Origin of the sequence: Moorena sp. SIOASIH, assembly GCF_010671925.1 — a bacterium.
Taxonomy (GTDB): Bacteria; Cyanobacteriota; Cyanobacteriia; order Cyanobacteriales; family Coleofasciculaceae; genus Moorena.
In genome coordinates this window covers 526,231-541,508 of sequence record NZ_JAAHIH010000006.1, presented here as the reverse complement: position 1 = coordinate 541,508, position 15,278 = coordinate 526,231, and the positions used below count along the sequence as shown (strand labels likewise).

Genomic DNA, 15,278 nt, shown 5'->3' with positions numbered 1-15,278 from the left:
GGCAACGATCACTTAAATTTAGCTGGAATGAAAGCATTTGTCAAAAACTATTACGCTATCAGATATAAAGTTATTGAGAAGTTACAGGAGGTGCAACCCGTGGCGAATTAAATTCGCCAAGTAAGAGCGGACCTATGGATAGTTACTTATTATAATCTTTACACTCTATGAGTATAAGGGGTTAGTCGTGCCAAAACGACTTGTCATAGGGGTTGGCAGGATTTCCCATTCCAACGGTTAGAGGAGATTCTCAACAGGTGCGCTCTTACTTGGCGAATTTAATTCTTAATGGGTCAAGGGCACCTAAGGATTGAGATCCGATGGGCTTATTGAGTAACAAAGGTAGTCTCACCAGCACGAAATGACCAATTCCGATAAATCCTACTCTTTATGCTCATCTGCGGATCGTCCCATGCTCCCTGATCCAACAGCAGGATACAATAGGGGGTAAAACCCCCTAAAAAATCTATCTAAGGGAGTTTGTTTCTCAGGAAATACCACTGGAAAATTAGCATGGGTTCATTCCCTAGATGGGTGAGATTACTAATCAAGGGAGTTTTTATACAAGTATACTCATACCTAGTCGATTCTCATCGATTTGGCAAATGTTTCGGTGATACTACACAACCGTGGGATTGCCTCCACCTAGTCAGATCGGTATTTTTACTGAAGCTCTCTGACTAGTACCGAGGTAAGGTAGAATCCTACAATCTAAAGCGACGTGGAGAGATTGTCAAGTCCGTAAGGTTGACTAAATTTGAGCAATACTTCCTAAAGCGACGTGGAGAGATTGTCAAGTCCGTAAGGTTGACTAAATTTGAGCAATACTTCAACTTAAACAATAGATTTGGCTCAATATAATTCCTTAGCCTCCTCAGGTGTCGGTTGTCAGTCAAGAACTGCTACTACCCACTATCCACTAATCATTAGCCAATAACCAATGACAACAGCTCAACCGCTAAATCATGGACGAGATTATCAGACTACTGATCGTAGAGGATGATGAAGTTAACTGCAAAGCCATAATTAAAGCTCTTAACAGAGGGGGTATACCCGTAAAAATAGCTGTTGCAGTTGACAGCAAAAGCGCCTTGTCGATCATCGCATCACGCTGCGCTAACTCTACCCTGACCCAAGGGAGTTTGGACTGCATTCTATTAGACTATAACTTACCGGATGGGGACGGATTGACTCTGGTTAAAGAAATCCGTGATGCTGGCATTGAAGTCCCTGTGATTGTGTTGAGTGACCAGGGGAACGAGCAAATTAATGAGCAAATTGCGGTTGAGCTGATGAAATCTGGAGCATCGGACTATCTGACCAAAAGCCAAATCTCACCAGAAAATCTCTTACGTAGCCTCTCTAATGCAGTTCGCCTCTACCGCGCAGAACGGGAAGCAGCTGTAGCTCATCAGCGGCTGAAAGAAAGCGAAGAACGCTACCGCTTGGTGCTAGAAGGTTCCAATGACGGGATCTGGGACTGGAACCTGATGACTAAACAACTGTATTGTAATGACCGCTTCTATGAAATTACTGGCTTGTCGCCTGAACAGATAGGGAAGTACCACCATAACTTTTCCCCTGATCTCTTATTTAAGTTACTAAATTGCTCAGATCTACTCAAAGTTACTAAGGCGGTGGCTAGTTACCAACAAGATTACCTTGAACTGGATGTAGAATTTAACCTACCCTGTGCTTTTGGAGAAGATCGCTACTGTACTGCTCGTGGCAAAGCCCAGTTGAATGATCAAGGAGTACCATTCCGGATGTCTGGTGTAATTACTGATATTACTCAGCAGAAGCGAGCAGAAGAATCCCAGCGATTTCTGGCGGAGGCTTCTGCTGTACTTTCAGCTTCCCTCGATTACCAGACTACATTGGACAACCTAGTGCAGCTGGTAATCCCTCGCTTTGCTGATTGGTGTGCCATTGATGTGGTATCGGGAGTTGATAGCTATGATACTCCCCAGTCTTACCAGCGTCTTGCCGTTGCCCATGTTAACCCAAAGCAAGAGGAGTTGATTTGGGAACTGCACCGTTGCTACCCTCCCCAGGGGGATGAAGACTATGGCAACGGCAAGGTTTTACGTACAGGTTGTGCGGATGCCTATTTTGAGGTTTCTGATCAATTCCTGAGTGCTGCTGCTGATGATCCTGACCATCTCAGGATGTTACAGGCATTGAAAATTAAGTCTTACATTTGTGTACCATTACGAATGGGTTCACAAATCTTGGGCTCAATTTGGTTTGTTAGGAGTGAATCAGGTCGCCGCTACAATGAGATCGATGTCAAGTTGGCTGAAGATTTAGCTAGTCGCGCTGCCCTAGCCACTGAAAATGCGCGGTTATACCGAGAGGCAAACCAGGCCAGTGATCATCTCAGGCAGGCAATTACAATTCTCAATGAACAGCAAAAGCAACTGAGAACCCTACACCAGTTGACTAATCTCCTCAATCAACGACTGACTAACCTTCCAAATCTCTTGCAGGAGATGGTATCGGAGGTAGCTAAAGCGATTGCTGGGGTTGAATTTTGTTTCATCATTCTCAATAATTCTCTCGGTAACCCTGAAGTCTTAAGGGTGAACGCGGGAATTGATACACAAAAGTTGCACTGGGAAGACATCTTGCCCCTTGAGCAAGGGTTACTATCTCAAGTCTTTTTAACTGGCAAATCTCAGTTAATTCAGCGCAAGGCTTGGGATTCGCGGCATCTGGAAGAGGAAGTACCTACAGCTATTTACGCTGTGGCGATTGAGTCTGTGCAAGCAGGACGCTTGGGAGTACTAGCTATTGGCAATTGGGAAGACCCAGAGGCATTAGACCAATCAGGTCGGAATCTACTAGCAGCAGTGGGTGAACAAGCTGCGATCGCAATTGATAATGCTCGCATGATTAATGAACAAGCTGCGATCGCAATTGATAATGCTCGCATGATTAAAGCCTTAGAGGAGCAAGAAGCACGTTTAGAGTTTCAGAACACTATGCTGGCTCGCCAGAATCGGGAACTGGAAATGAGAGATGCATCCCTCAAGCTACAGAACCTGCAATTGTTGGAAGCAGCACGGTTGAAATCCCAGTTTGTTTCTACGATATCCCATGAGTTACGGACTCCCATGAATGCCATTATTGGCTTTTCCCAGCTCCTATTGCGTCAGCGTCAGGGCTCCTTAACCCACCAACAAGCAGATATAATGGAGCGCATTGTGAATAATGCTCAACATCTACTGACTCTGATTAAGGATATGATTGACCTGTCCAAAATTGAGGCAGTTTGTCTGGAGTTAACCTTGGAAAGTTTGCCTTTGGACAGGTTGATTAAAGAAACCATCAATGAATTCCGTTGCCTAGCCGCTCAGAAGGATTTAGAGTTGTATATCCAAACCAAGTTAAAAAATCCCATCGTCATCAATGATAGCCTCCGCCTGCGGCAGATTTTGGTCAATTTGGTTTCCAATGCCATTAAGTTTACCGAAATTGGCAGGGTAGAGGTGGTAGTCAAGGAAATTTCCACCGACTGGCTGATGCTCACTGTTAGGGATACGGGAATTGGAATTGCCCAGGATGACTTAGAGCATATTTTTGAGGAGTTCCAACAAATTGATCAAACTACAACTCGCAAGTACTCGGGTACCGGCTTAGGACTGGCGATTACAGAATCTTTAGTCAAGTTGATGCAAGGAACGATTACGGTAGAGAGTAAGGTGGGTAAGGGGTCTACCTTCCATGTCAAGTTTCCTAGACGAGTAAAAGCTTCTACTCCCGATTGTCTTGATTGCGATCTACCAAAATCTAAAACCCTAAATTGTTCTTTTTTGCCCCAGACTCTTAAAGGATTTCGTACTAGAAGGGTAATTTATTAGGTTGCAGGTTGCAGGTTGCAGGTTGCAGGTTGCAGGTTGCAGGTTTCAGGTTTCAGGTTTCAGGTTTCGGTTAGATTATAGCGGTTCTGTTGTGGGATGAGGTAAACCCAAATTTCTTCAACCTCCTCCCCCTATTCCCACTCTCCCCCTAGTAGCGCTGATCCAGATGTACCTCACTCGTGGAACCGCTATATTTAGAACCCCTATATTGGGTGCGATCAGGAACATCATCAGCGACTCAACCAAGCGATCGCTTCTCGAATCCAATCTTCCGCATTCTTGCTTTTAGCTACCTGAACATCCTCACTAATAGCATGGAGTGCTTGAGCCACTTCATCATTTTCATATCCCAAAGCTAAAAGAGTCATCTCCACATCTTCCTGAATCCCTGGTGAGAGTCCATTAGCAGATAGTGGGGACTCTACCTCCGATACCTTATGCCATTGAGCCAACTTCGTTTTCAGTTCTAGAGCAATGCGTTCAGCGGTTTTGCTACCCACACCAGGGGTTTTGGATAAGGCACGAATATTACCTGTGACAATCGCTTGGACTAAATTAGGCAATCCCAAGGTGTCCAGTAGTGCGATCGCTAATTGAGCACCAATACCGTTGACACTAATTAACTGACGAAACAAATCCCTCTCAGCCGCTGAGGCAAAACCGTATAGCACCTGTTGCTCCTCCCGGATTTGCAAATGGGTGAAGATTTGCACGGTTTTTTCCGATAAAGCTACGGGCAACTCCTGGGACAAACGGCGAGTGATTTGTATTTCATACCCAATGTAGTTGACATCTAGAATCAGAGTGACCCGATTACCAGTGCTTTTTTGAATGCTAGCTACTGTCCCCTTGAGATAGCTGATCATTAGTTGAAGGTTGAAGGTTGAAGGTTGGTTGAAGGTTTAAGGTTGAAGGTTAGTTGGTTGAAGGTTGGTTGAAGGTTGGTTAAAGGTTGAAGGTTGGTTGAAGGTTGGTTGAAGGTTGAAGGTTGGTTGAAGGTTGAAGGTTGCTTGAAGATTGTTCGCGTAGCGTGGCCTATTGGCCAAGGTTTAAGGTTTAAGGTGATTTGGTTGTTCGCCTTTGGCGTCCGAAGTAGGGGAGGTTATTTGGTTGTTCGCGTAGCGTGGCCTATTGGCCAAGGTTGCTTTAAGGTTGTACTCCACCACGAAAATAGTGAAGGATAGTTGAGAGCATAACCTGCAACTTACCAACCTGCAACTTGTAACTTGATTAATCTGCAACCTACCAACCTGCAAGTTGTTAACTCGATTAACCTGCAACTTGTAACTCGATTAACCTGCAACTTGTAACTCTAAAAACCGGCAACTTGTAACTACTTCTTAAGTATTGGCGATCATTACTGACAACTCAAAAAGCTAACTCAAAAAGCTAAAATATTTCAAACCTTCCAGTATACCACCTGCACAGTGAGCTTGAGCCAGGTAATGGTAATCTGCTGAGTTGTTTTCGTACCACTTGCGAAGTTCTGGTCGGGCGTTACCGACTATAATTCCTCGGGAAAAGCCAACGCTAAATAAGGCAATGTCATTTCCTGAGTCGCCACAAACCACTGTCCGTTCCGGCTCAATTCCCCACTGTTGCCGTAAAAACTCTACCGCTAGACCTTTATCGCTATTGCTGGGTAGAATGTCTAAGTCTTTCCCACCACTATAGATCAACTTGAAATTAACACCCCTTCCTTGAAGCTGAGATTCCAGTTGAGGTAGCACCCTCAAAGCTGCTTCTTCCGTCAGGTGATAGCTGACTTTAAAGGGGCGTTGTTCTGATTCTACTTGGGGAATTAAGTCAGGATATTGGGCAGCCGTTTCGACAATCATTTCCCGATCCCAGCCTTCAGATAACTTGGACCACCAGTCTGGATTGGGCGTATCTTGGCGATCATTATCATAAATTTCTGTACCCACAGAGGTGATCAGAGCATCTGGATCAAGAAGTGGCTTCTCGGCTTTGAGCTCGTGGTAGGAACTATGGGATCGCCCTGTAGCATAAACGATTCTTGTACCATGTTCTTGGCGATGCTGACTTAGCAGAGGGTTCAGTTTAAGGAGAGCCTGATCATCCCCTACTAGAGTATTGTCAAGGTCAGTTACAAACAGAAATTTAGTCACGATAGGATTAGGGTTGGTAATCTCGCCAAATGCTTAGAGTTTGGCTATTGCCTTATTGTCCTACATAGTCGGGTGTAACTGAAAAATGCGCTTTGCCTAATCACGCTTTGACCAAAAATTTTGGGTCTCAAGCCCCGTCCTTCTAGGAGACGAAACCTGTTTATTGTGGAGCCTTATTCAATAAGTTTTAACCCTTTTCACGGCCTGCCGACCATAAAGGCGACCCTATCGAAGCGGTAACTTGGCCGTAGGCCACGCTGCGCGAACAATGGACGGCTTTCTTGACAGTCTTTTTATTTTGAGTTATAGTTTACGTATAGTTGTTCCACGTCAAATGGTCGTCTTAGAGTTCAAAGTCAAAGGGAATAAAACTCAATATGCCGCCATCGACGATGCGATCAGGACGGGTCAATTTGTACGCAATAAGTGTCTTCGATATTGGATGGACAATAAAGGCGTAGGACAAAAAGACCTTTATCGCCATAATACGTGGCTCAGATCTGAGTTTGCTTTTGTTAAAGATTTGAACTCTCATGCCTGTCAGGCTTCTGTGGAACGGGCTTATAATTCAATTTCTAGGTTCTACAACAACTGCAAGAAACAAATCCCTGGGAAGAAAGGCTATCCCAAGTTCAAGAAGTTTTCCAGATCAGTTGAGTATAAAACATCTGGTTGGAAGCTTTCCCCCGATACAAAGTCAATCTCCTTTATTGACAAAAAAGGAATAGGTAAACTCAAACTCAAGGGGACTTGGGAATTATGGCGTTACGACCAGAAATTGATCAAGCGAGTCAGATTAGTACGTCGCGCAGATGGTTATTATGTTCAATTCTGTGTCAAAGTTGATATTAAGGAATCTCTAGATCCCTCACATACCAACGTTGGATTAGATGTAGGGCTAAAAGAATTCTACACAGATTCTAAGGGAAACACAGAATCAAATCCAAGATTTTATCGTAAGGGCGAGAAGCGGCTGAAGTTTTATCAGCGCCGAGTTTCCCGTAAAAAGAAAGGCTCTGCTAACCGCAAGAAAGCAATTAATAGGCTAGGCAGGACACACCTCAAAATAAGTAGGCAACGTGAAGAACATGCCAAGAGGCTGGCACGTTGCGTAATCCGGTCTAACGACCTGGTCGCCTACGAAGACTTGAGGGTCAAAAACTTAGTTAAAAATCACTGTTTAGCCAAGTCTATTAATGATGCAGGTTGGTACCAATTTCGGGAATGGTTGGAATACTTTGGCCAAAAGTTTGGTCGGGTAACTGTTGCAGTAAACCCTGCCTATACCAGCCAAAATTGCTCCAATTGTGGCGAAGTAGTAAATAAGTCCTTATCGACTAGAACCCATGTCTGTAAGTGCGGGTGTCGGCTAGATCGCGACCACAACGCTGCAAAAAATATACTAACTAGAGCCTTAAGTACCGTGGGGCACACGGGAACTCTACTCAACGCTCGGGGAGATTTGTCCTCTACTCTTTTTGGTTCCGACCTGAAAGGGCAAGACGAGTCGCTGAACCGAGAATCCCCTAGCTTCTAGCTATGGGGAGTGTCAATCCGGAAGTGTTTCATCGTGCTGATCAGCAGTCTGCCGTTTATCATCAACCTGCTAATGAGACAGAACGCTTGAGAGCTGTTCAAGCCCTATTATCTTGTCTCACCTCTTCTATTGGTACTGTTGAGAAACCTAAAGACATTAAAGACCTTAGACAAAGACCTGTTGATTATCCCAGTTCCTGGTCACACCAAAGGTCACACTGTTCTACTGTACAAGAACAAATTTCTCTTCACCGGTGACCATCTGGCTTGGTCTGATCAACTTCAGCAACTAATTGCCTTTCGTCGCCACTGCTGGTACTCCTGGAAGGAATTAATCAAGTCAATGGAGAAATTAACCAACTACTCCTTTGAGTGGGTATTACCAGGACATGGACGCCGGTATCATACTGATCTTCAGACTATGCAAGATCAGCTGAACCAGTGTCTTGTCTGGATGAAGCATCAAGGATGAAGCATCAAGGATGAAATTAAGTCACCACCTAAAATCTTCCCCCTCATCCCTTTGATGCCCTTACTTTGGGAAAACATACCCAAGTCTTGGGTTGATACCTGATTACCATCACATTTCAGCCATCCCATCAATCCCTCTAGCTCAAGACTTTTTCCAAAAGGTTTTTGATCTCGTCCCCACCTTGGTTTTGAACGAAAGAGATGACTATCGGTAGAAATTTAGAAATCATCCCACTATCCATGCCTAGTTGAGAAAAACCTCCTGCCAGGGTAGCTAGAGTTCCTAATTGTCCAACCTCACCACCGATTGATGCCGCTAATCCTCCCAAGGCTCCCATCATGCCACCACTTTTTGGTGCTGCTTGGAGCAAATCATTTATCCCTGGAATAGATTGCAGTACTGGGGCAAAACTCTCATCTCCCAGCTTGTCCTTTGCCAGTTGGAAAATAAGTCCAGCTCCGCCTTGGGCTTGATTCTCTTGCACTCCCAGGTTTTCAGTTAAGAGTTGAATCAGTTCCATAGATGCTCTCTAATTCGATTGCGATATCGTTGCCGCCTTAATTTAACATCGGATAGCAAAAATAATCATTTATTTACATTTTTTTAACATAGTTATCTATCACTATTTATATTTTATCTTTTTGAACACAATCCATAACATTTATACACAACTAGTAACTTAGAGCAGTAAGTCCCTTTTTGGGCTATAAGCTAGCTGAATTTAATGGTTAAGGAAATTAACAAAAAATTAATAATTAATCTATAGCAATCCAATTCGATTCGTGAACAGTAACAGATTTTACTCAGAACTCAGGCAGTATCGGAATCAGGGCGATTTTCAAGAAAAAATTCCTAGATTACATTTGTTAGATTACATTTGATTACAGGAAACCGCTGCAATCTTAACTAAATTACTAAAAAATCTAAAGTATTGATAATATAAATAAAATATCGCGCTTAAGCTGAATAATTGTTTTCCAAGTTACGTAGAATGAAATCCAGAGGTGCGACCCGTGGCGAATTTAATTCTTAATGGGTCAAGCGCACCTAATAAAAAACTTTGACCTATCTGGAGGTTTCTATGGTCAGCTACGCATCACCAATGGGAATGGGAGTTAAGTTAACAGCTAACCCAGGGGATAGAATTGCCACTGAACCCCAAACTATTGACGAAAAAGCGAAGCAGGTTGCTGTCGATACGATTGATATTACAGGGGATCACATCACAGTTCCCACTTACTTCGTAGTGAAATACCCTGATGGTGAAACCAAGGCATTACACCATGTGAAGGATGCTGAAGCAATTTCCGATGTGATTCGGCAGATGCAACTGCAGCAAGAAGAGTGGCCTCAAGAATCAGAGGAAGTTAAACATTGGTTGAACCTACCTGGCATCCTTGTAATATTGGCTGGTTTCTTAATGACTTCCATTGTCCTAGTTGGTATTTTCTAGCTGCGCTAATGCTGCACGAGTAATCATGAATAATGAGTGATGAATGATGAACCTTAGACTATAGCTAGGGCTGTATCATTCATCCTTCATTGTTGATCATGTTCAGATTAGATGCCATTAGATGCCATGGGTTCCATTTGTCACTCACCTCAGCATCATTTGAGGTGGTGTTGTGCGCCACAATTGCTCTAAACCAACTGCTGGCATGGTTAGATACAAAAGATCACCTGCGGCTAGGTTAATTTCCAATAAATCCCAGCCATGAATCGTTTGATACTTAGTTTCAACATAAAGTGGCACAAAGTCAGCGGACCTGGCAGCATCTTTAACACGGCGTCCACAGAAGGGATGTTCGGTGGTAATCTTAGTTGCTAAGGCAACCCAAAGCGTATCCCCAATCATACCATTGCCTAACACTTGTCCACCTAATGCCGCAGCTGCAAAGGAAGGGGTGGCTAATTCTGTGGGAGACAATACTGCTTCAAATTCAAACACTTGCTGTACCATGTGGGAAAAGTGCGGGTCTTGATTGCGGACAACCACTGACAATTTCGAAGCTAGACTTTTGGCACTTAGAGCAATTTCTAAATTGGCAGTATCATCACTAGTAACTGCTAACAGGGCTTCTGCTCGTTGGATGTGTGCTGCTGTGAGTGTAGCAGGTAAACTGGCATCTCCGTGAATGACTGCAATACCTAAAGAACGAACAATGTTCAGGAAACGATTGTTGGGGTTACTCTCAATCACCACCAATTCATGGCCTTGGGCATGAAGTTGGTAGAGGATTTGGACTCCTACATTTCCCAGTCCACATACAACATAGTGATTTTTGTAGGGAACTCTCGCAGCATCCCAAAACTGTTTGAGTCGGGTACCTAAGACAAAATCGTTTAGCAGAGCATAGCAAATCCCAATCACACCAGCCCCTACTAACATCATCACAGCAGTAAATACTTTAATACTGTCCGGGGACTTTTCTGCTACTTCTTCTTGACCACCAGCACCCGTAATCATACCCACAGAAAAATATAGAGCATCAACAATAGAGGTTTCTAGGTTGACACACACATAAGTCAATGTGGCCGTAAAAATTATCAGGAGTAGGAAAAGGGTCACTACTAACATTGGTTGAGCATGATGCTGAAACTGTTGTAAGTTTGTGAAAACTTTCAGCAGTTTCTGTAGCCAGGATTGGCGTTTAGGACGAAACCGAGGCTGAGTACCAATAATTAAGCGATCGCCAGGTTGTAACTGTTTCCCCTGAACTACTGCGGAAACTAGATCTAACTTCGAGTCCATCGGTAAGTAGTAGATCAACATTCGCCTACGCTCATCCCACAGGTCACTCAACTGTGTTCCCATCCAAGGGTGGCTTTCGGTGATAATTTCTTCTTGTATCGGCCAGGTTTGATTGTATAGCTTGAGTTGCCCAATGGCTCGATTCCCCATTGCTGCGAAGGCAAATACCGGTGCTGCTAGAGAAGAAACACTCATGCTGACATGATCCGGTAGGGTCTGATCTAAACGAGTACCTAGGCTGGTATTAAACAATCGGTTAACGATCCGAATCCGGGGATTAATCACTCGTGCCTGAGTCAGGATTGCCAGATTGAGAGCATCGTCATTACAGGCCAGAACCAGGGTTTGGGCATGTTCGAGTCCAGCTGCAAGTAGGGTAGAAACAGCCCGCAAGTCTCCAATAATAATATTGTTTTCGTCACCAGGCATTATTCTGTTGCTGATGCCAACAACAGCTACTCCCTGCTGCTTCAGTAAGCGGAATATTTTGTATCCAGTGCGACCCAAGCCACAGATAATGATGCGGGGTTTCATGTGTCAACCTTGTTGACCGAAATAATTGTTGTCGTTTTGCATCTAGCTAAGTGTTCTTTTACAATTCTTATCCAAGATAGCTCAAAGAACTGTAGCCGAAGACACTGCTGCTAGTTAGAAAGGGTAAAATCTCACAGCTTTTGCCATTCAGGTAAGCTGCTGACCATCTAATTTGCCTATTTCAGGGTGATCAGGTTTCAGGGTGATCAGCAGATGGAGCAACGGATGGGTTAACAGATGTAACGGATGGGGGGATAAGGGCATGGGGGTGCCGGAAAGCCTGCAATTTAAATGCGCATTAGTTGAATAGGACGTGGACATTATGATATATTAGTGGACCAACCACAAAATCAATATATGTCTAAGGGGTCGCGGATTTAAATTGTATAGCTTTGATTAAGCTCGAAAAACTCATTAACCCTATGCCCTGCTCCTCATCGGTCCCTGCTCCCTTGCCGATTCAATAAATTAAAATAAAATCAATAAATTAGATATATAAATTAGATGTAGATGCCTCACAGCTGATCACTCCCTCACCCCCTAATCCCTTCATCTTCAAAGGAACTGGTTACAAATATCTACCAAGGTGTACTAGGAATGGGGCAGCCTCTCAATGGCTGGAAGCGTGTATTGACTTGATAGGGCAACCTCCTGCTCGTATATGAACTCGCTGTAGTCAGCTAGATTGTCCAGCCCCAGAAAGTTGAGGATGATCTCAGCTGCTAGCCAAATTGTTATTCTAACCAATAACTGCCGCCATCTTATTATCATTGCATCAGACCTCCTGAGTATAGGTGAGGGAGGTTAGGTTTATAGTTGTAATAATCTGTTCAATTTAGTTATCAGCCTCAATTTTGTCTTTTATGCGACCGAAAGCAGGAATTCCGTCCGGGTGCGCTTACAGTCGTCGAATTTAATTCGCCACGGGTCGCACCGTTGCCCTAGATAACTTGACCGTTTGCTTACCCCTACTGTATTTTGCAGACAAACCTGAGGAAGCTAGTTACAGTGTCGAATACTGATGTGGGTCATTGTGTTGGCAAAATGTTTAATTTATGTTTATGAGCTAGTAGTCTGTCAATTTAGTTTTGAGGGTAATGGTGGGACGATGTTAGGTGGCACGGTGTTAGGTCAAAAGTCTTCATACCTGTTCCCTACTGCGATCGCGCCCTTCATCCAAGGGTGCTATCATGCCTAAATCCTGCCTGGTGCGCTTACAGTCGTCGAATTAAATTCGCCAAGGGTCGCACCGCTTGGTGAACGCTTCAATTCAAACTTGACAGGGCATTAGCCGCAATGTTTAGGACTACAGTAGTAGTCAAAAATATGGTGATCAGCTATTTTGGGGCAGATAAACTAGGATTTAGGAAAGAGGCTGAATGGGATATCACGTTATTTACGATGGCGACTGTAATCTTTGTGTGACTCTGGTACAGCTACTAGAAAATCTGGATCAGGGCAAGCTATTTGATTACATACCGATGCAGGATAAAGAAGCTTGCGGAAAATTACGGGTAACACCTCTCGAGTGTGAGATGGGTATGATTTTGATCGATGCTTCTTCTGATGATTGTCGATGGCAAGGAAGTGATGCCGCTGAAGAGATTGGGCGTCTATTGCCATTGGGTAATATCTTTGTATCCGCTTATCGGGCAATGCCTGGGGTGAAGTCGGTAGGGGATCACGTTTACGAGCAGATTCGGGATAATCGTTACAGTTGGTTTGGTAAGCGTTCTACTACGTATAAATCGGTTTACCCAGTAGGTTGCAAGGCTAATCCCAGTTGAGGCTAGACTAGAGACTCAATCATAAGCATTCAGCCGTCAGCCGTGAGCTAAAAGCTCACGCTACTTGAGGTGCCGTCAGCCGTCAGCCGTCAGCACCTCAAGTAGCCCATGAGCAGCAGAGCAGCAGAGCAGCAGAGCAGCAGAGCAGCAGAGCAGCAGAGCTAAATGCTTACACTCAATCAACTTTTATCCGCGCTTCTTGTAATTAGAAACACACAATTCCCTATTATAAACTTTGGGGATAAGCTTAACCTATAGGAAAGTTGAATGTAATGTATTAGAATACTTATTTTCCTGGACTGATCATCTGATCGTGATGGGTTTTCCATCACGGAGATTGTCCCATAGGAATAGTTACATCAATACCATCAACGGCAATTGAGTGATATTCAGCCATGTCGATCGAAAAACTTAAGCCTGCCGACAAAGGAGCTGTCGGGATTTATGTTCCCTACTACCAGGGTAATAAACGGAATCTTTTACCTATAGCAATTAGCCTCTACCAAAAAGGGTCTTTGGAAGGTCGTCGCCACATAGAAGGCGGTGATAGTATTCCCTTCGTTGCTACTTGGTTTGTATCTAATCTTCCTTCGGAACTAACTCGTTGCCGATTACAGTTTGATGGTAACGCGGATCTTAGTTACGAACTTACTATGCAAAATTCTGAGTTTGTGAATTACTTAATCGAAGTCATTATGAACTTTAAGCGATCGCGCATAACGGATTTTTCCAAGGCATTCTACCGCAAACTACTACGCATTGATGAATAAACAACCAGTTCTCTAGTTATAGGAGTGTAAATAAGGGGTGGCAAAATCCGCTAAGTATTTACTAATTGGGTCAACAGAAGCTTACAGCGGTAAGTCAGCAACGATCCTGGGAATTGCCGATCAACTGCAAGCAAAAGGGATAACGATTGCCTACTGTAAACCACTGGGTACCTTTTTGAGTAGCAATCAAGGGTCAACGATAGAAGAAGATGTCCAGTTTATCACTGACATACTTAAGTTGCCAGAGAACATGGTGCGATCGCCTTTGCTGTTTATGGATGCTCAAACTATTGAAAAACGCTTGGGAGGACAAGACTCAACAGATTACCGTCAGTCTCTTCAAGACTATCTCCAACCACTAAGTAGTGATGTAATTTTGGTGGAAGGAGCAGCAACCTTGAGTGCGGGGACTCTGTTTAACTTATCATTACCAAAAGTTGCTCAGACCATTGATGCTGCTGTCTTGTTGGTGGCTCGTTTTCACTCGGTTTTACTAGCAGATGCGTTGTTATTTGCTAAGCAACGTCTAGGGGAAAGCTTACTGGGAGTTTTAATTAATGATATTCCTCAAGATAAGCTATCAAGGGTGAAAACAACATTGAAACCGTTTCTGGAACGGCAAGAAATCCCAGTATTGGGAATGCTGCCTAGAAATAATCTGTTGCGCAGTGTTAGTGTTCGGGAACTAGTACGTCAGTTGCAAGCTAATGTGCTATGCTGCCCTGACCGCTTGGATTTGATGGTGGAAAGCTTGACAATTGGGGCGATGAATGTCAATGCTGCTCTGAAGTATTTACGCAAGGGCGTTAATATGGCGGTGGTGACGGGAGGCGATCGCCCAGACCTTCAGATGGCTGCTCTAGAAACCTCAACCCACTGTTTAATCCTTACCGGTCAAGTTCAGCCTCAATCGGTTGTTCTCAGACGTGCTGAAGAGTTTGAAATTCCGGTACTTTCCGTTGATTTAGACACCCTCACTACTGTTGAGATTATTGACAATTCTTTTGGTCAAGTACATCTCCATGAAGCAATTAAGGTGGAGTGTATGCAACAGATGATGAATGAATATTTCGACATTGAGCGGTTGATAAAGTTACTTGGTTTGAAACCAGCTTTATAGATGCATTAGTTGAAGGTTAAAAGGTTAGAAGGTTGTTCGCCCAAGGCGATTCGGTGTAGGGTAGGTTGGCAGGTTGAAGGTTGGCAGGTTGGCAGGTTGGCAGGTTGGCAGGTGGTCAGGTTGAAGGTTGGCAGGTTGAAGGTTGGCAGGTTGAAGGTTGAACGCGATCGCGTGGCCTATTGGCCAAGGTGGTCAGGTTGAACGCGATCGCGTGGCCTATTGGCCAAGGTTGAAGGTTGAAGGTGGTCAGGTTGAAGGTTGAACGCGATCGCGTGGCCTATTGGCCAAGGTTGAACGCGATGGACGAAGTCCCGC

14 protein-coding genes and 1 pseudogene are annotated in these 15,278 nt (G+C 44.1%); 9 read left to right on the top strand and 6 right to left on the bottom strand.

Annotated features, from left to right (window positions below; translation table 11 throughout):
* The first annotated feature begins 965 nt into the window (after positions 1 to 965).
* Positions 966 to 3,863, top strand: coding sequence for an ATP-binding protein (locus F6J90_RS34405; RefSeq protein WP_293104425.1), 2,898 nt, complete (start codon positions 966 to 968; stop codon positions 3,861 to 3,863).
* A gap of 230 nt (positions 3,864 to 4,093) precedes the next feature.
* Here the strand turns inward: F6J90_RS34405 and ruvA are convergent, their stop codons facing one another.
* The 3 genes from ruvA to F6J90_RS34390 form a co-directional block, all read right to left on the bottom strand.
* A complete protein-coding gene (gene ruvA / locus F6J90_RS34400; RefSeq protein WP_293104422.1) occupies positions 4,094 to 4,729 on the bottom strand; it encodes a Holliday junction branch migration protein RuvA in 636 nt (211 codons plus the stop codon).
* 36 nt (positions 4,730 to 4,765) lie between these two features.
* A complete protein-coding gene (locus tag F6J90_RS34395; RefSeq protein ID WP_293104419.1) occupies positions 4,766 to 4,909 on the bottom strand; it encodes a hypothetical protein in 144 nt (47 codons plus the stop codon).
* Between the two features lie 330 nt (positions 4,910 to 5,239).
* Positions 5,240 to 5,992, bottom strand: coding sequence for a sucrose-phosphate phosphatase (locus F6J90_RS34390; RefSeq protein WP_293104417.1), 753 nt, complete (start codon positions 5,990 to 5,992; stop codon positions 5,240 to 5,242).
* Positions 5,993 to 6,326: 334 nt separating this feature from the next.
* Here F6J90_RS34390 and F6J90_RS34385 point away from each other — a divergent pair, with 334 nt between their 5' ends.
* Positions 6,327 to 7,529 carry a transposase gene (locus F6J90_RS34385; RefSeq protein ID WP_293104415.1) on the top strand — a complete coding sequence of 401 codons (1,203 nt, stop codon included), beginning with the start codon at positions 6,327 to 6,329 and terminating at the stop codon, positions 7,527 to 7,529.
* Between the two features lie 2 nt (positions 7,530 to 7,531).
* Positions 7,532 to 8,000, top strand: a pseudogene (locus F6J90_RS34380) (ferredoxin).
* Here the strand turns inward: F6J90_RS34380 and F6J90_RS34375 are convergent.
* Positions 7,991 to 8,128: a hypothetical protein gene (locus F6J90_RS34375; protein WP_293105325.1), complete on the bottom strand. Its 138-nt coding sequence runs from the start codon at positions 8,126 to 8,128 to the stop codon at positions 7,991 to 7,993. The pseudogene F6J90_RS34380 and the gene F6J90_RS34375 sit on opposite strands and share 10 nt — an antisense overlap.
* An 8-nt stretch (positions 8,129 to 8,136) precedes the next feature.
* Positions 8,137 to 8,520, bottom strand: coding sequence for a DUF2780 domain-containing protein (locus F6J90_RS34370; protein WP_293104413.1), 384 nt, complete (start codon positions 8,518 to 8,520; stop codon positions 8,137 to 8,139).
* Between the two features lie 561 nt (positions 8,521 to 9,081).
* Here F6J90_RS34370 and F6J90_RS34365 point away from each other — a divergent pair.
* Entirely contained in the window at positions 9,082 to 9,453 is a 372-nt protein-coding gene (locus F6J90_RS34365; RefSeq protein ID WP_366513960.1) for a hypothetical protein, read from the top strand.
* 144 nt (positions 9,454 to 9,597) lie between these two features.
* On the opposite strand, the gene F6J90_RS34360 is transcribed toward F6J90_RS34365, so the two are convergent.
* Positions 9,598 to 11,286 carry an NAD-binding protein gene (locus F6J90_RS34360; protein ID WP_293104410.1) on the bottom strand — a complete coding sequence of 563 codons (1,689 nt, stop codon included), beginning with the start codon at positions 11,284 to 11,286 and terminating at the stop codon, positions 9,598 to 9,600.
* Positions 11,287 to 12,322: 1,036 nt separating this feature from the next.
* On the opposite strand from F6J90_RS34360, the gene F6J90_RS34355 reads away from it, so the two are divergent.
* The 5 genes from F6J90_RS34355 (at position 12,323) to F6J90_RS34335 (ending at position 15,164) form a co-directional block, all read left to right on the top strand.
* Positions 12,323 to 12,484: a hypothetical protein gene (locus F6J90_RS34355; protein WP_293104408.1), complete on the top strand. Its 162-nt coding sequence runs from the start codon at positions 12,323 to 12,325 to the stop codon at positions 12,482 to 12,484.
* Positions 12,485 to 12,665: 181 nt separating this feature from the next.
* A complete protein-coding gene (locus tag F6J90_RS34350; protein WP_293104405.1) occupies positions 12,666 to 13,073 on the top strand; it encodes a DCC1-like thiol-disulfide oxidoreductase family protein in 408 nt (135 codons plus the stop codon).
* 395 nt (positions 13,074 to 13,468) lie between these two features.
* The gene (gene ebsA / locus F6J90_RS34345; protein ID WP_293104402.1) at positions 13,469 to 13,843 is read left to right on the top strand and encodes a type IV pilus biogenesis protein EbsA; all 375 of its coding nucleotides are present in this window, start codon (positions 13,469 to 13,471) and stop codon (positions 13,841 to 13,843) included.
* A 37-nt stretch (positions 13,844 to 13,880) separates the two neighbouring features.
* Positions 13,881 to 14,963, top strand: coding sequence for a phosphotransacetylase family protein (locus tag F6J90_RS34340; protein WP_293104399.1), 1,083 nt, complete (start codon positions 13,881 to 13,883; stop codon positions 14,961 to 14,963).
* 9 nt (positions 14,964 to 14,972) lie between these two features.
* Positions 14,973 to 15,164: a hypothetical protein gene (locus F6J90_RS34335; RefSeq protein ID WP_293104396.1), complete on the top strand. Its 192-nt coding sequence runs from the start codon at positions 14,973 to 14,975 to the stop codon at positions 15,162 to 15,164.
* Positions 15,165 to 15,278 lie beyond the last annotated feature (114 nt).